This window comes from Methanomicrobia archaeon (assembly GCA_016930255.1).
Lineage (GTDB): Archaea > Halobacteriota > Syntropharchaeia > Alkanophagales > Methanospirareceae > JACGMN01.
The window spans coordinates 26,188-42,510 of record JAFGHB010000083.1 but is presented as its reverse complement, the minus strand read 5'-3'; the positions used below and the strand labels follow the sequence as shown (position 1 = coordinate 42,510).

General features: G+C 48.3%; 17 protein-coding genes. 8 read left to right on the top strand and 9 right to left on the bottom strand.

The window, feature by feature from the left end; all coding sequences use genetic code 11:
* The first annotated feature begins 313 nt into the window (after positions 1–313).
* Both JW878_10985 and JW878_10980 read left to right on the top strand, forming a co-directional pair.
* The gene (locus tag JW878_10985; protein MBN1763576.1) at positions 314–1,042 is read left to right on the top strand and encodes a helix-turn-helix domain-containing protein; all 729 of its coding nucleotides are present in this window, start codon (positions 314–316) and stop codon (positions 1,040–1,042) included.
* Positions 1,043–1,214: 172 nt separating this feature from the next.
* Positions 1,215–2,552, top strand: coding sequence for an MATE family efflux transporter (locus tag JW878_10980; GenBank protein MBN1763575.1), 1,338 nt, complete (start codon positions 1,215–1,217; stop codon positions 2,550–2,552).
* 148 nt (positions 2,553–2,700) lie between these two features.
* On the opposite strand, the gene JW878_10975 is transcribed toward JW878_10980, so the two are convergent.
* From JW878_10975 to JW878_10965, 3 genes are all read right to left on the bottom strand, one after another.
* Complete coding sequence (locus JW878_10975) at positions 2,701–3,357, bottom strand: hypothetical protein (GenBank protein MBN1763574.1); 657 nt, start codon at positions 3,355–3,357, stop codon at positions 2,701–2,703.
* A 30-nt stretch (positions 3,358–3,387) separates the two neighbouring features.
* A complete protein-coding gene (locus tag JW878_10970) occupies positions 3,388–4,107 on the bottom strand; it encodes a hypothetical protein (protein MBN1763573.1) in 720 nt (239 codons plus the stop codon).
* A gap of 92 nt (positions 4,108–4,199) precedes the next feature.
* The gene (locus JW878_10965) at positions 4,200–4,658 is read right to left on the bottom strand and encodes an iron-sulfur cluster assembly scaffold protein (protein ID MBN1763572.1); all 459 of its coding nucleotides are present in this window, start codon (positions 4,656–4,658) and stop codon (positions 4,200–4,202) included.
* Positions 4,659–4,920: 262 nt separating this feature from the next.
* Between JW878_10965 and JW878_10960 the strand changes: the two genes are divergently transcribed.
* On the top strand, positions 4,921–5,388 hold the full coding sequence (locus tag JW878_10960) for a DEAD/DEAH box helicase (GenBank protein ID MBN1763571.1): 468 nt from the start codon (positions 4,921–4,923) through the stop codon (positions 5,386–5,388).
* Positions 5,389–7,000: 1,612 nt separating this feature from the next.
* On the opposite strand, the gene JW878_10955 is transcribed toward JW878_10960, so the two are convergent.
* From JW878_10955 to JW878_10945, 3 genes are read right to left on the bottom strand one after another with little or no spacing between them, the layout of a single operon-like run.
* The gene (locus tag JW878_10955) at positions 7,001–7,255 is read right to left on the bottom strand and encodes a hypothetical protein (GenBank protein MBN1763570.1); all 255 of its coding nucleotides are present in this window, start codon (positions 7,253–7,255) and stop codon (positions 7,001–7,003) included.
* A 3-nt stretch (positions 7,256–7,258) separates the two neighbouring features.
* Positions 7,259–7,945 (bottom strand): hypothetical protein, encoded by a 687-nt coding sequence (locus JW878_10950; protein ID MBN1763569.1) that lies wholly within the window; start codon positions 7,943–7,945, stop codon positions 7,259–7,261.
* A 54-nt stretch (positions 7,946–7,999) separates the two neighbouring features.
* Positions 8,000–8,248: a hypothetical protein gene (locus JW878_10945; GenBank protein ID MBN1763568.1), complete on the bottom strand. Its 249-nt coding sequence runs from the start codon at positions 8,246–8,248 to the stop codon at positions 8,000–8,002.
* A gap of 155 nt (positions 8,249–8,403) precedes the next feature.
* Between JW878_10945 and JW878_10940 the strand changes: the two genes are divergently transcribed.
* Together JW878_10940 and JW878_10935 are read left to right on the top strand one after the other, a co-directional pair.
* Complete coding sequence (locus tag JW878_10940) at positions 8,404–9,306, top strand: DNA-3-methyladenine glycosylase 2 family protein (GenBank protein ID MBN1763567.1); 903 nt, start codon at positions 8,404–8,406, stop codon at positions 9,304–9,306.
* Between the two features lie 37 nt (positions 9,307–9,343).
* Positions 9,344–9,529 (top strand): hypothetical protein, encoded by a 186-nt coding sequence (locus JW878_10935; protein ID MBN1763566.1) that lies wholly within the window; start codon positions 9,344–9,346, stop codon positions 9,527–9,529.
* A 21-nt stretch (positions 9,530–9,550) separates the two neighbouring features.
* Here the strand turns inward: JW878_10935 and JW878_10930 are convergent, their stop codons facing one another.
* Complete coding sequence (locus tag JW878_10930) at positions 9,551–11,323, bottom strand: ribosome biogenesis/translation initiation ATPase RLI (protein ID MBN1763565.1); 1,773 nt, start codon at positions 11,321–11,323, stop codon at positions 9,551–9,553.
* Between the two features lie 126 nt (positions 11,324–11,449).
* Between JW878_10930 and JW878_10925 the strand changes: the two genes are divergently transcribed.
* Both JW878_10925 and JW878_10920 read left to right on the top strand, forming a co-directional pair.
* A complete protein-coding gene (locus JW878_10925; protein MBN1763564.1) occupies positions 11,450–11,671 on the top strand; it encodes a type II toxin-antitoxin system HicB family antitoxin in 222 nt (73 codons plus the stop codon).
* An 80-nt stretch (positions 11,672–11,751) separates the two neighbouring features.
* On the top strand, positions 11,752–11,985 hold the full coding sequence (locus JW878_10920) for a type II toxin-antitoxin system HicA family toxin (GenBank protein MBN1763563.1): 234 nt from the start codon (positions 11,752–11,754) through the stop codon (positions 11,983–11,985).
* 9 nt (positions 11,986–11,994) lie between these two features.
* On the opposite strand, the gene JW878_10915 is transcribed toward JW878_10920, so the two are convergent.
* Together JW878_10915 and JW878_10910 are read right to left on the bottom strand one after the other, a co-directional pair.
* A complete protein-coding gene (locus JW878_10915; protein MBN1763562.1) occupies positions 11,995–12,810 on the bottom strand; it encodes an inositol-1-monophosphatase in 816 nt (271 codons plus the stop codon).
* A 29-nt stretch (positions 12,811–12,839) separates the two neighbouring features.
* Positions 12,840–13,955 (bottom strand): Coenzyme F420 hydrogenase/dehydrogenase, beta subunit C-terminal domain, encoded by a 1,116-nt coding sequence (locus JW878_10910; GenBank protein ID MBN1763561.1) that lies wholly within the window; start codon positions 13,953–13,955, stop codon positions 12,840–12,842.
* Positions 13,956–14,170: 215 nt separating this feature from the next.
* Here JW878_10910 and JW878_10905 point away from each other — a divergent pair, with 215 nt between their 5' ends.
* Positions 14,171–16,312: a hypothetical protein gene (locus JW878_10905; GenBank protein ID MBN1763560.1), complete on the top strand. Its 2,142-nt coding sequence runs from the start codon at positions 14,171–14,173 to the stop codon at positions 16,310–16,312.
* Positions 16,313–16,323: the final 11 nt, after the last annotated feature.

The following is a 16,323-nucleotide window of genomic DNA, read 5'->3' as shown; positions in this document are numbered from 1 at the left end:
TTTTGTTGGATTTCACAACCCTCTACGATTTTTCCCTGGGAGCTTTGGTTAAAGCCCCGCTATCATTTTTTAGTGGTGGGAAGTGACTTGCTGTGCTTACTTAAGGTTCTATCGCGGGATACAGTACCTCATAACACTTCATATAGGATTGAGAAATATTAAACTATCCCCTCCTGCTGATGAATTCCTGAGATGGTGGTTGAATAGGAGCATGAACTTTCAAAGCTAGAGATACGTAGGTTTCCGAACAACGGCTAGTTTAGCTTCTTTTTTTATCAAAACAACTTAACTGTTGTTGCTTATTTACAATTAGATGAGCACCATGGAACCAGAGGTAACCGTCTTGGAAGCCGCCAGGATCGTGGGTGTGCATCCCGAGAGCGTGAAGCGCTGGATTCGCTACGGTGAGTTGCACGCCGAAAAGCAAGGCATTCTCTACTTCATTAAACGCAAAGATCTCGACGCGTTCCGCTTGATGAGGCAAGAGCTCGACGAGGTGAAACAGCGTGATTATCGCGCGTACTGGGCCACCCCGCAGGGCGCATTTGTTGACCGAATCGGAGAGCAGTTAGACGGTCTGTTAGAAAACCAACCGTTATGCGTTATCGGATTGGAGCCTGGTGGCTGCTTGTATGCGGAACATCTGGCGCGCTATTTAGCGGTCGTTAAGGGTCGGAACCCTGCCGTGCTCAGATTACCAACCGGAGATACTGCAGAGATTGAGGCAACGATCAGAGCGGCGAAAGAGAAATTAAAAGGCCGCAAACTGCTCCTCGTCGATGACGATACCTGCACCGGCGATACGTACAAGACGGTAACTTCCATTTTATTCACCTTAGCGCGCGAGTTGGGCTTCGAAGAGTTCTTCATCAAGGATTTAGCGGAATATTTTGAGATTATTGTCTCACCGTTTCTAACAGGTCAGATCGAAGACTTTGAGCTTGTCCAAGCCGCGAAGAGAATCCCGCTTGCCGTCTACACGGACAACAAGGCGATCGCGTCGTTCTTTGTCAGACGGCCGCATATCAAACACAACTTTTAAAACGGTTTGAGCCGAACAAAACCAAGCCATCGGAGTTTCTTTGTAAAAACCAAATCCAAACCACCCGAAATAGCGGACTTTCTGAATTATCCTGCTTTTTGAATATCGTACACAACCTACCCTACCTACTCCTACGAAAAACGAAGATAAACCCGTATAGTATAGGAAAGACATGGACAGGGCGATCTACAAGCGGGTGATGACCCTTGCACTGCCTGCGCTCGTATCCAATATCCTCATGACCTTTCAGATCATTGCGGATACCATTATGCTTGGCCGGTATCCGCCGGCGGATATCAGTTTGAGTGCGGTTGGGCTCGGTTTCACGCTGTATCACATGTTCTTCCCGCTTACCATGGGGCTCGTTACCGGCACGATCGCAATAATAGCACGACGCTGGGGCGAGTCGGATTATGCAGAAGCCCAGCGTGTGGCAACCGATTCGGTGATCACGCTCATTTTGATCTCGATACCGATAACGCTATTCGGCATCTTCGCCGGTCCCTCCGCGATCTACTATCTCGGTGCTCGCGGCGCCGTCATAACCGAAGGCACGCGATACATACGGGCTATCTTCGCCTTTTACCCCTTCGTCGCGCTCATTATCGTGTATCACGGTATCTTACGGGCTGCGGGCGATACGAAAACGCCGATGTACGTTGATATCGTTGCAAACGTCTACAATGTCGTGATGAATTACGTGCTCATCTTCGGCAAGTTCGGCTTCCCGGAACTCGGCGTGCTCGGCGCGGGCATCGCCACTGGCACGTCATACGTCGTCGCCTTTGCGGTCTATCTGGTGCTCCAAGCCAGCCACAAGCTGATAACGCATCCGGTTTACCGCAGGGACATCACTTACCGGCTCGATACCGTAAAGAAGATGTTCAAGATCGGCATCCCTGCGGGTATTGACATGGCGATGTGGAGCGTTGCGTCCATCATCTTCACCGTGATGATACTCTCCTTTGGGACGGTTGGCTACTCCGCATTCCAGATCGGGCTGCGTGCGGAGAGTGTTGCATATATGCCTGCGTTTGCCTTTGGCATCGCGGCTACCACGCTTGCCGGTCAGTGCCTGGGCGCAAAGGACGAGGCGCAGGCGAAGAAGGTCGTGCTCGCTTCTACCTACCTTTGTCTGATCTTCATGACCCTTGCGGGTTTACTCTTCATACTCCTGCCTGACTATATCGCACTGGTATTTACGGGTAATAAGGAGGTTATGAGCCTGGCAGCGCTCTACCTCTTCATTATCGGCTTCTCCGAGCCCGCGTTAGGTGCATTCTTCACGCTCGCCGGCGGTATGCGCGGCGCGGGCTACACCAAAGTGCCAATGTACGTCAATTTCATCAGCCTCATCGTCATTCGACTATCGCTCGCCTATGCGTTCGGGTTTTGGTTGGGTATGGGCCTCTTCGGCATCTGGCTGGGCATGGCCGTTGAGACATTCTTGAGGGCGATCGTCATCTACGTCGTGTTCCTTAAAGGTCACTGGATGCGGGTGAAAGTCTAACCTTCATTCTGCGAGTGGCTATATTTAAAATTTTATCAACGATTGCAGGGTCGTAACCGGATTTCTGAAGCGAGATTTTGATTTGTTCAGGAGCGTAGCCTTCTTCCAACTGTTTTCTAATCCATTTCTCAATGGTGTCCATAAATATTTATTCTGTATATAATAAGTTTTCAATTGTTTCTGGCCTATAAACTCTCCAGTCACCGATATATACCTCTGGAGCTAAATTTAGGGGGTCGCTTAGCTGGGAATCAGGATTTTGGTATAATACAAAACCTCTGGCTTCTCCTAAAGAAAAATAGCCGTCGTGATTAGTATCATAATCTTTAATGAATCTCAGCTCCTGTTTAAGATGATAGTCCGGTCCCTTAGGGAAATTATAAAAATGCTGTCTTCTCTCTTCAATATCACAACCCACTAAATGAGCAATATTGCTGGTAACACAACCCCCAGTGTTTGTTTCTGCATCTGTCATAGTTATAACAATTCTCGGGCAGGGTCCTTCTTTCATTGGTTCAATTGCACTACCACTTTTACAACCATCCGGATTCACAATTACCAGACCCGCATTAATTTCATCCAGCCCTCCGTCAATTTCTTCATAAGGTGTTCTTCTGTCAGCCAGTTTTATATATCCTGTTCCACTATGACCATCAAGATAAACATAAACCAGAGAATTATCGTCAGCCTTTCCGGCGATTTTCTGAACTGCGTTTTGTAAATTCTGTGAAGTAGCTTCCTCATCATACAATTCTATCACATTTTCAGGTGGAATTTTTTGTTTTACAGCAAAAAAGTTGTACATGTCCGCATGTATTTTTGTATTGATATCTTCTTACCATTCATGTAATAAAATAACATATCTGCCGTTATAAACGAGAGGATTATAAAAACCGTAATTTGCCTCAAAATAATTATTCATCCCGTCACCGTCTAAATCATAGTTTGTTGCCAATCCAATTTCAATTAATTCCAATTGTTTCTCTGCGGGGAGGCCCTTTAAGAACTGTATTTGGTCTGCGGCTTCTCCGGGGATATCTCCTGTCGATATATATGTCGAAAATGCTGACAGAATTTTATTGGCTAAAACCGGATCTAAGGATTTAATATAATCTGGGAGAACAAGGTCATTATTTGTTATTTTCCCATCACTTGCCAATTTGACAAGTTCTATTTGCTGGGTATAATCCAATCCCGAAAGGCAATTTATGAAGGACTTCTCGTTGGTGTCTAACAGGGACACTCCATCGGGACCGCTGTTTAGGGGGGATAACTGGTCAACTATATCTTGGGGAAGACCCTTTTCTTCGGCGTAGGCTGTGGCTGGGAACTCGTGGTCGTACGGGTGTGGGTCTTTGGCATCAACGATTCCGTCGCCGTCGGTGTCTCCAAAATACTTGCCAATACCAGGTATTCCAGATAAGATTGATGAGGCCCCCGCTTTTACTTTCTGTTTTGTGGTGTTGTCGTCGGGTGTTTGTGTGTACGCAGCTGCGCTAGCAACCACTAAAACGAGTGTCAAGCCTAGAATGAATGTCTTTTTAGATAAGGGCATAAATCATCCTTTTGTTTTTATCGGTATTTAAAAACTTCGTTAGAGCTTTCTGTATCCTCGATTGCTAATTTCAAAGACCTCGTCTGTTAATTCTATTTCTGATGCCCCTCTTGCTTCTTCTTGTAATCGTCCAGCGCTGCTCTGAGCGTACGAACGGCAAGCTCCGGTGTATGCGGGTCATCCTCCGGTAAACCGCCGAGAACCGCCACAACTGCATCCTCTCCTAGTTCAGCAGCCTCGTCAACAGTCTTGCCCTTTACCAGTTCCGTGACCACGCTGCCAAACGCAATGACGGGACCGTGAGCTTCGGTGATGAATTTGCTATCCGTGATCATATTTCCGTCAATGCGCAGGTGTATCTGCATGGTATCCCCCTCGGAGTCCGTTATGCTGGCAGCGCCGTCGGGCTGCTCCAGCTCGCCAACGTTCTTCGGCTTTAACGCTTCTTCAACCATCCGTTCGCCGTAATACCCTCGCTCTTCCTCTCGTATCTTCTCCTCCAGCTCCGTTACCATCTCTTCGAACGTCTTCGGTTTCCGTCTTTTGCTCATTTATACTGTTTTAGTATAGTTTGGCACCTAAGTTTTAATACTTATCTCTCACCCCCAAGACCAGATCATCCTACCAATGGCGGATAGACGGTAAATCGTAGAGATGTTTGCCCAAAAGTTCGGTTATGAATTATAATCTTATTTTTTCGAGATATGCGCCACTTTTGTTATCTTGTTAAATACATCCATATGTAACACCTATTTATAAGAATAGAACCAATAATTAGGTAAAATGCTGCACTGAACTGGCAAGGAGTATCCAATGGCTCTAACGCGAAATCAGGCTGAGGATTTATTGCGAATACGTTTCAGGTTAAATCGGTTTTATGATGAACAATGGGAAACAGTTGCGAGTCTACTTAACGGGCAACGGATACTGCTAATACACCGAACCGGTTTTGGGAAGTCGCTTTGTTATCAATTTCCCGCAATCGTATTCGACGGTTTAACCGTGGTATTTTCTCCCCTTATTGCCTTAATGCGTGACCAAATCCAGCAGCTCAAATCTTTGGGTATTTCTGCCGAGTGTGTTAATAGCGAGCAACAAAAGAAGAAAATCGTGCAATTCATGAGCGCGCAAAGGAAATGTGCTTCTACTTCCTTTTCTGTAGGAATAAATATTAGATGTTCTTCTGGTAATACCAATTTTTCACCCAAAATTTCGTCATTCATTGAGCTTATCACACAAGCTTCCAATTTGTTTCCTATCCGATTCCATACGACTTTGTAGGGGCTAAATGTGTATTCGCCAAGGTTAAACATGCTATAAACTGGTGCTTTTTCTAGATATTTCATGTAAGCAGCACGCTCTTTGAGTATTTTCTCAAACCCCTTGAGATACCGGTACGTCTTTGGAAAATTGACCTTTACCCAGCTTACGTCATAACCGACTCTCTTCTTTGGATCTTGCATCTGCAAAGTATAAATATAACCCTGTATTTTCCATTTTCTGAGATGTTGTTTTGATATCAGTGGATAAATGAAGAAGTCCTCTATAGCGGTTTTAACCGATTCCACCTCTTTCTTTAATTTGTTTGTGATTAGATTTTCAATTACAATATCTTTTATCTCAACATCCTCTCCTTTAAATCCTAGAATATTCCTTAAATAAGCAGGAATCTCTATTTCATCTTTCCTCTGAGACGCAACACCTAAAATATTCAGCCGATAAACCGCATTTGCACCTCCGGTGTTAATTCCTTCATATGCCCGATAGGGGCACGAGCCTTTCATTTTATTTACGGCATCAAAAGTATCTTCCGGCAGCGTTAACCACGGAGAAAGTATATTCTCTTCATCCGACGGATAAGCACAAAGTTCTATCCTATAACTCTTCTCAGACGCCCCCTCCAGGCTATCCTTCAGGTCTATTCTCGCTTTCTTCTTGCGCTTCCATAATTCATACTTTACGGGATAGGTAGTCTCTCCTTTCTTCTTGATGAAAATTGCCGCTGTTCTGTTGCTCGCACCTTCAAATGGATTGAGTTCCACCAGATCGTGGACTTTTACCACATTAATCGGCTCATTTTTTATTTTGAACCTTCTAAATCCTTCCTCCGCGCCTTTCGTCTTGAATACTGTCTGTGTTATTAAAAAGGCAAAATTGCCCCGCTCTTTCAAATAACGGTCCAGACATCGATATGTAAAGAGTATAGCAATATCTTTCTTACCGCCGCCAAGTCGTGCCTCCATGCCACTCAACGTGAAGAGCTTATAATCTTCCCACAGGTCTTTTGTTCCATTTCTGTAATTTTTAGGCAAACTCTCCCAGTTCACCCACGGGGGATTCCCAACAACAAAATCGAACTTATCTTGGAGCAAGGGAGCAAAAGAATTCTTCAAGATTCTAGTCCATATTCTGTTCTTTCCATCTTTCTCCAGATCTGCGATTTGGTGGAAAAGTCCGTCCAAAACATAGAGCTCGTTCTTGTTCAGTGTTGCTCCAGCCCTCGATGCCTCGCGCTTCACCCGTTCCTCAAAGATCTCCTCTGTGCACTCCGGCGTCTTCACACAATCCTCTACCACTGCGAGTATTTTCGGTAAGAGCCCTTTTCTCACGACGCTTGTCGGTATCTGGAACTCTCCTGCTTCTGTTATGAGCCGTTGCGTAACTCCATAGACCGTTGGCTTTCGGTCCACGAGAATGGAATCCGCAAAATAAACCGGGATTTCAATTTCGCCTCGCTTGTATTTTATCAGCTTGCCCAACGCAATGAGGTAATTCGTTCTCGCGGCCAGCACCGCTAAGGGATTCAAGTCGAAACCCACGACGTTCTTCAATATCCCTTCCAACGTTTCTGTTTCGTCCCTAAAATGGTCAAGTGCATATCGCCGTGCTCTCTTTATTGCAAGTACCAAAAAAGTGCCACTGCCACACGCAGGATCAAGGAACCGTTTATCCACGTTGCCATCGTACCCGACTTCCGAAATGACGAGTTCAGCAAGCCAATCGGGGTGTAATACTCGCCTAAATCGTGCCGTATCTTCTTCGGAACGAGATATTGATACAACCGCTTGAGCAGATCTTTTGCCTCATCCGGCTCGTGCTCCAGTGTTGCCGGTTCAAAGTTCGAAAGTGCGCTGGCAAGTTTGCTCACCGCTTATCCTAATTGCTCATCCCATACATCAAGATACCAGCCGAAATAATCGCCCTCTAAGAAGTTCTTTATTCCTATCGCACTTGCAAAGATGGCGCCCTCCTCCACGTCCCGCAGCATATCCTTCAGCTCGTCATGGCCCTGATAATAAGCCTCCTCAAACTTCTTCAAATAAGACTGAAGGTAACCGTCGCCCAGAGAAACGGCGACTTCCGCCGCCAGCAATTTCATTAAAAGAGCGTAGTACGTGTGAACAGCGAAAAGCAGCCCTTCATAATCGATTTCATCCTTACCAATGCCGTAAGCTTTCTCTAATCCTTTGATCTTCTCCGGCGAATAGCCGCAAACCTGCCCGAATACTCGCTTCCAATCGTTAAACAGCACCTTCACCCGTTTATGCACTCTATTAGTGGCTAACGTCTCGTAAAGCACCCGTATAAGCGTCTCAGCTACGGGGCTCCCCGCACCGAGGTATTTGTTCAACAATTCTACCCTAAGCGGCCACCTTCTCAACCCTCTGAGCGCTTCCAGAAACGTGAGTATCGTGTGTCCATTGACGGGATACGGACCATCAGACAACCAACGCTCCCGGAACCGAACAAAACCTACCTGATGACCGTCTAACACCACCCCAAAATATCTCTGCCAATCTTCAGCTGCGGGTGCCAGTTGCTGAATATAGCCTATCACCTGCTCTTTTGCGTGATTAAACCCCGCAGGGGATTTAAGCGCACCGGGGCGCTCTTACTCCACGACCACACGGCCATAAAGCGCATCAATTATCCCTTCGCCCCCTCCTACCAGCGTGCCCCGCCCAGTCCTGAATTCATAGTGGACATCGTAGTTCGCTATGCCGAGCTTGCCAAGAACTGAGGTCAATGTGGGTGCCGCATTCATCAATAGTTCTTGCTCGTTATCGGCATCTTCTGCAGCGGCTTTAATGTGTTCCGCTACTTCGTTCGCATCAACCTCTATAAGCGCCTCTTTTACCATTAGTCCAACAAGCTACTTCAATACTCTCAACACTTTAGAGCGCTGAAATAGGGATAAAGATACACTCATAACTAATAAAACTTTCTTTTTTCTTCCGCTATCGGTCTCATCAAAAAAACATTTATAACGCTTCACCGTTTGTACTGAAATGAGATATGAACCTCACGCTAAAACCCGTACCACCCTTCGATTTCCATCTCAGCGCAACCATTTTTGCGGGCGGCGATCCTCAAATCCGCACCTACGAGAACGGTAAGTACTGGCAGGTTCTCAGAACCAAGAAGCTCATGCTTGCTACGATAACCTCGTCGGGAACGGTGGATACTCCTGAGTTAGCTATCGAACTAACCGAAGGAATCTCCACGAACGACAAGAAGCAAATCGAAGATTTGGTCACCTCACTTTTCAATTTGCCACTTAACCTCACTGCGTTTTATGACGCGGTTAAAACCGATACGACTATGGCAACGTTGACCCAAAGATTAAGAGGCTTAAAAAGCCCGACCACGCCTACCGTCTTTGAAGCGCTGGTTGACTCGATCATAGAGCAGCAGATCTCACTCAACGTGGCGCATGTGTTAGAACGCAACGTGATCAAAACGTTTGGCGACCAATTAACGCTAAATGAGAAAGTTTATTACGCATATCCGACGCCAGAAAACATAGCTGCTGGAACGATGGAACAGCTCCGCAACTGCGGCTTGAGTATGCGCAAAGCGGAGTATATTCACGGCATCGTTACTGCTATTGTTAAAGGCGAGCTGGATTTAGAGCACTTCCAAACCTACGAGAATGCAGAGAAAATTATCAAGGAACTGGTTAAGATAAGAGGCATTGGCGTGTGGACCGCAGAGCTGACGATGCTGCGCGGCATGCACAAATTAGAAGCCATACCGGCGGATGACCTCGGGCTGCGACGCCATATCGCGCACTATTACTGTAACGATCGCAAAATCTCCGGCGCCGAGGCACGTGAAATCGCCGAGAAGTGGGGACGCTGGAAAGGCCTGGCTGGTTATTACTTGATACTCGCGAGTCGATTGAGTTTGGAGATATAAGGTTTAAAGATCAACTAATCAACAGATAGGATAAAAGGTGGAGAGCGGAGATATGATGATTATCACTCGAAAAGATCTCGACGCACTCGTTGATTCAGTAGAGATTCTAAACAATCAAAAAACGATGGAAGCACTCCGTAAAAGTGACCAGGATATAAAAGCAGGAAAAGTTAAGGAAGTTACGTCTGTTGATGACTTACTTGCTGAGCTATTAACTGAATGACTGTATTTCGTAAAACAACCCTCACAAATAATAATACTTCCCCTTCGCCTTCTGTTCTCGGTCCTTCGCCGACCCAATTTTATTTATCCGTGGCCGGAGCGTGCTCTCGTCGCGCCTGAAGGTCACACCTAACTCTTTCAAGAACAGGTTCATGCCCTCTCGCATCTCAAAGCAGCCTTTTATCTCGCCGCGGACGCCCGGCACGCCCTCGAAGACCATCAGCCGATCGCTCAACAGATCGATCACATAGATGTCGTGGTCAACGATCAGCATTGCTACCGCCCTTCGTTCCGCATACCGCCGTAAGGTCTTGATCAACCGCACCTTCTGCTCCACATCAAGATGCGCCGACGGCTCGTCCAGCACGTAGAACGAAGTATCCCGGCAAAGACACGCAGCGATCGCCACGCTCTGCAATTCGCCGCCGCTGAGATCGCTTATGCACTTCTCCTCGATCTCCGGTATCCCTAGCGGGCGTATCACATCAATCTCATCGGAATCGGTTAATCCGCCCTCTTTGAGTGAATAGATGAAATCCTTGACCTTCATATCCAACGTGCCCTTTATGTACTGCGGCTTGTACGAAACGGTAATGTTAGACGCTACGCGCCCTACTGTTGGCTTGATATCGCCTACCAGAACCTTCACGAACGTACTTTTACCAATTGCATTGCGCCCAACGCCGCCCAGCACCTCGCCTTCCTCGATAGTACCCGGCTGCGCCTCCAAGACGAAGCCGTCCTCACCATAGCTCTTCTCAAAGTCGTCGTATTCGATGGAAACGTTACGTACTTCTAGCTTCTCACGCGGCGGATGCGCAGTGAACTCGATCGGCTTATCCCGTATCCGCACGTTCTCCGCCTGTAAGAAACCGCTCAGATATTCGTTTATTCCTCTGCTCGTGCTCTTCGGCAGGGTCACCACGCCGTACTCGCCCGGCGCGCCATACAGAAGATGCACGTAATCCGCGACCATATCCAGGATCGCGAGGTCGTGCTCCACCACAACCACCGGCTTCGCCTCCAAAACGGTTCGTATCCCCTTCGCCACCTGCACACGCTGATAAATGTCCAGATACGGCGTTATCTCATCCAGGAAGTAGAAATCCGCATCACGTATCAGACAGCCGATTACCGCAACTCGTTGCAGTTCGCCGCCACTGAGTGCCTTTATATCAGTATTCAGTGCCGATGCGAGTTCAAACGCCTTTATCAGCCCTTCCGACTCACCGGTCTCGTCCGTGCTTGCTAGCAGCTCGGATACCGTGCCATCGAAGTATTTCGGTATTGCATCCACATATTGCGGCTTGTAAGAAACATTAATTTTGCCTTTAGAGAGTTTATCAAAGTAATTCTGTAGTTCTGAGCCCGCATAGCGCTTGATTATCTCGCTCCATTGAACCTCAGCATCGACGTTGCCGAGGTTCGGCACTTGCAGTCCTGACAATATGTTAATCGCCGTGCTCTTCCCGATCCCGTTCTGGCCTAACAGCCCGGTTATCTTCCCCGCTTTCGGGATCGGCATACCGTACAGGACAAACCCGTTTTCGCCGTAACGATGCGCCTCTTCACCCTCCAGCTCTTCGGGCAAGCCTATGATAGAAATAGCAGAGAACGGGCATTTCTTTATGCAGATCCCGCAGCCTTCACACAACTCCTCTGATATGATCGGCTTGCTATCTTCTCCCTGGACGACCGTCTCCTCCCCGGTACGAACCATCGGGCAGTACTTGATGCATTCGTACGTGCACTTCTTCGGCTGGCACTTGTCCTTCTTCACTATCGCTATCCGCATTTTACTTTTGTCTTCACTTTCCTGTGGTTGTGGTTCCCGGCTGGTTCAGCACACGGCTGCTAAAAAAGAATATAAGCGACCTTTATGAAAAACCTTTTAAATCTTCAAAGATAAGGGAAAACTAGGATGAAGAAGGAATTCACCATCGTTATCGAGCAGGATGAAGATGGGATATACGTCGCATCGGTACCTGAACTGGAAGGCTGCCATACACAAGCTAAAACCTTAGATGAGTTGCAAAAGCGGATAAAAGAAGCTATACAGCTCTACTTAGAGGTTGAATCGGGAATCGCAGAGGAGGTTCCTTTAGCATTTGTGGGCATTCAGAAGGTTGAAGTTACTGTTTAATTCTTGAGCTTTATATCATCATTTTGTAAGGAGCTTCGAATAAAGTAATATAAGCGCGTTCGATCAGAACGTCAAAAGAGATGCAAAAGATCAAACCACTTCCCGCTAAAACTGTAATAAAGGCACTTGAAAAGAGAGGATTCAAACAACTTAGACAAAAAGGCAGTCATCTATTCATGCGCCATCCCGACGGGAGAACCACGCTCATTACCGTTCATACCGGCGAAGATATTGGAAAAGGGATGATTCGAAAGATAATACACGACGCTAAGCTAACAAGAGAAGAATGGCTTGAACTACTTGAAAGCCTTTAGGTTTTCGATTTATTTTGACAACACCATCTCACGCATCTCCGCATGAACCTCAGACTTCAAAGCAGCAATAAGAGAAAGATTGTGCGTTTCTCCTACTTCGGTCCTTAGCTCGTCGCCCTCTAAATCCGTTATCACTCCTCCAGCCTCTTTTAAAATCAAGGCGGCACCGGCAATGTCATAGCCATTTACCAGGTCGCGGACGTCGATTACCGCGTCCAGAGCACCCTCGGCAACCAGGCAGATCTCCAGCGCGATACTGCCCAGGACGCGAATGACCTTCGTCCTATTGCCTGTAAAGAACTGCAGCAGCGGCTCAGGTATCGAACTTGCACCGTAGGTGTAGATGGAGAACGCGCGTTTCGTCTTACCCATTATCTCACGAGGAAGCTGCGTACCATCCACCCATGCGTGGTCGCCCTTCACCGCGTAGTAGGTCTTGCCATAGATAGTCGCAACCACACTCGCCTGAATATCCTCAAACGCAATGTGCGCCACGTTCGGCGAGTACGCGATCGAAGAGCAGAAGAACGGAATTCCCAGGGTAGCGTTGGTAGATCCGTCTATAGGGTCAAAGCTGAGCGTGAATTCCGGCTCACCGCCTTCTGGGTATACATGATCGCCCAATTCCTCTGAAATTATCCGTGCACAGAGGTCACGGTTCTGTAACGCATTTTCTAACGCTTCTTCCGCGAAAAGGTCTACTCTTCTCGTTACGTCCTGCGCCCGCCTCTTGACCACCTCGCCATGGTCTGCAGTCTCCGCAAGGTAGGTTCGTAGAGATTCTCGTATCTCCGCTGAAATATCTAACAGGTCTTCGATTTCCATTGTGGTACCAGCCTATAAATCTATCGAGGCTATTGCGCTTGCCTTCGCGCCTTCTCGGCCATTCCGGCCTTCTTCTTATCTTCTTGGAGCAGCTGTATCAGCTTCACGCCCCGTTCATCCATCGGCGTCGCTTCTATAAAGTCCCACTGCCGTGCGTTTTCAAATGCGTCCTTACCAATCTCAGTGTGCACGATCACGGTTGACTTACCCGCAGGCGAGCCGATATGCCCGACGCTGATGTCCGCAAACTGCCCGATGAAATCCTCGCAGATCTTACAGCCCTCGCGCTTGTAATTCGCGATCTCGTCGAGCCCTGCATGCAACAGCTCCTTATCGCCCGCATACACGTGCAGACCATCGTCCTGAATTTCAAAATTCGTTATCGTATCAGCCGGTATACCTCGCTTGCCTTCGATAAAGTCCTTCAATAAAGCGTCATACGAATACGCACCCTGGCAAAGCAGGCTGATTCGTAACCGCACATTGGACGAGAAATCATGGGCATTGTGTGTGCCGCGTCCAACAGCGAGCATCTTCTCATACGCAGCCATCTGGCACGGCGTTCCTACCAGAGCCACGCTCCAGAGGCCGTAGTTCAAAATCGCATCCGCTATGCCGGTCAGTGCCGCGGAATAGCCATAACTGCCACCTGCATTCTCCATCAACATGGCCTTATTCATCGCCACACGTACTTCCGGCGTTGCATCACCACGATTCGCAACGGTTATGCAGCCTTCAACCATCGCATCTTCAAGCGCCGAGGCGAGCAGCGAAATAAGCGCGCCACCATTATGGCACACGCCTCGTATCGCATCATCCTTACTCACAACTTCGTAAAACTCCTCCAAACCCTCTCTCAACTCGGGTTCCTCTACCCGCGGACATTGATAGTAGCAGTAGCCGCAATCGATCGGGCATTGCTGGTCGCCGCTCTTCACCGGTCTCCCGTGGGGTGCGTAGCACGATCCGCACGTTGGCGGGTGCTGCTGCCCTTCTCCGAGCACTGGTCGACCCTCCGAAAAGTCCATACGTAGATAATCGAGATCGAGCAACCTGCACGTAGCAACGCACTCACCGCACAGTGTACATTTACCTGCATCTATCACTTCTCGCTTCAAATCGCTGAATTTCTTCCTCTCTTCCATTTTTCTCTCCTTCCCTATTCTCTCTCTATTCTTTCGTTTGGTTACTACCTACCATAACCATGCCGCTCGGCATATAAAAAGTTTCATTCCCCCGCCCGCGCGTAAAAGCAAAAGTTTTAAAAGGCATAATATTTCGTTTGGTATATAAGTACAGAAACCCAAAGTGTAAGGGTGCGGATAGGGTAAGGACAAACAAGATAGGATACATACATACGATGCTGAGACCTGCGGAGATGAGGGAACTGCGTGTTGTCGCGTTGGAAAAGGATATCGACGGCATAATCAAGCGACTCGACGTTTTGGGTAATGTTCATATCACGGATATAAAGGAATTCCTGGATGAATGGGGCGGGCTGATAGAGCCATCTAAGGCAGAAGAGACGATAATGAAAGCTTCTGAACTCTTGACTCGAATAGAGAACCTGAGGGCTCTGCTAACCCCTGCGGCTGAAGGTGACGAGGAGGGCAGTGCTGAACAGCCAGCAGCGGTAAAAGCGGCGAAGATCACGGTAGAAGAGATAGACTTAGAGGAGATAGAGAGCGAGTTCCGCAGCTTGGAGGAGACCGTAACGGCGTTAACTACCGCTAATGAACGGTTGCGAGGAGAACTATCACGTCCCAAGGCGCTGCTGCGGATATTAAAGGCGTTAGATGATTTTGGCATTGATCTGGATTTCGTCGGTGAGAAGGACTTTACCTCGGTGTACGTGGGTAAAGTGCCAAGCAAGAATCTGGACGAGTTAGGGACAACGCTGGATGAAGCAGTCGGCGGAAACCACGTTATTGTCTCAAAGGGTATAACGGAGGCAGAAGAAGCGACTGATTCCTCGCATGCGTTCGCCGTTGTGGTTGCCTTAAAGAAGGACAAGACGGAAGTGGAGCGTGCGCTGCGGATGGTCGACTTCGAGCCGTACCAGCTGCCACTACGTGAGCTGCCCGCGACGGTAAAGGACGCGATCGGGGATGTCGAGGCGCGGATACGCGAGCTTGAGGTAGAGATCACGGATAAGGAACGCGAAATTGACGAACTCAGGCAAACGCGGCTTCAAGACCTGCTGACGATGCAAGATCTCGTGCAGATAGAGGAGAGCAAGGCACGGGTGAAGATCCTCTTCGGCGCGAGTGAGCGGGTGCGGGTGATCGAAGGCTGGACGCCTCAGGAAGAGGTGAATACCGTCATCGAAGGTATAAACGGCGAGGTAGGCGGCCTGTGCGTGATCGAGGTGCGGGAGCCGAAAAGAACGGACGTGCGCGTGCCCTCGTTACTGAAGAATCCCAAGATCGTCAAGCCTTTTGAATCGATCATCAGAATGTACAGCCTTCCTTCTTATCATGATATAGATCCAACACTGATCACCGCGGTCATGTTCCCTGTTCTGTTCGGTCTTATGTTCCCCGATATCGGACATGGGCTCTTACTGCTTCTGCTCGGATTGGCAATGTTTTTCGGAATTAAGGGCTTGAAAGGTATGAAAGACATGGGCATGATCATCTCGTTATGCGGCGGTTGTTCTATACTTGGCGGCCTCCTGTTTGGCGAATTCTTCGGATTCAGTGAATATGCTGCACACTTAGTTCATTCGTCGATGGAGATGGAGGTCCCGCATGTGCTTCATGCGCTATTTATCCATGAGCCGTTATGGTTCGAGCCGATTCCGAACGTAACTGGGATGTTTGTCATTACACTGTTAATCGGTGCACTGCACATGGGCCTCGGCGTGGTACTGGGTGTGACGAATAAGCTGTCCGATAAAGACACGTTAGGGACCGTAATGGGGATCGTCAAGGTTTGGACATTAGTGGGTGCGCTCTATTTCTTACTCGTGCTCCTCAGCTCTTCTGTAGCAGATGCGGAGATTGGCCTTGTTGTCGCTGTTGTGAGTGTAATCGAGAGTATCAACGTCATGCAGGGCTTTGCGGTACTCGTCGCGCTCCCCATACTCTTGCTCTTTTTGCTCAGCTTCATTCATGAGTTGAAGCACGAAAGCGCGCACGGGAAGCCGTCCATCATCGACCTCTTCATCATTGCCATTACGGGTGTGATCGAAGCGGTACTGGAGAACTTCTTCCGATTCCTCGCGAATACCATCTCGTACGGCCGTATTCTCGCGCTGGCGTTGGCGCACGCAGCGTTGATCGAAGTCTTCATTCTGTTGACGTTCATGAGTTCGCAGGTAAATATCGGCTTGGCTGTGGTGGTGTTCATACTCGGAACCGCGGTCGTCGTAGTATTAGAGGCGATAATGTCCGGAATCCACGCGGTCAGGCTGCATTACTACGAGTGGTTCACGAAGTTTTACGAGGGCGGCGGCGTTGAGTTCTCGCCGTTTAAGTTCCGCAGGACGTTTGCACGATAAAAACTTGGAAC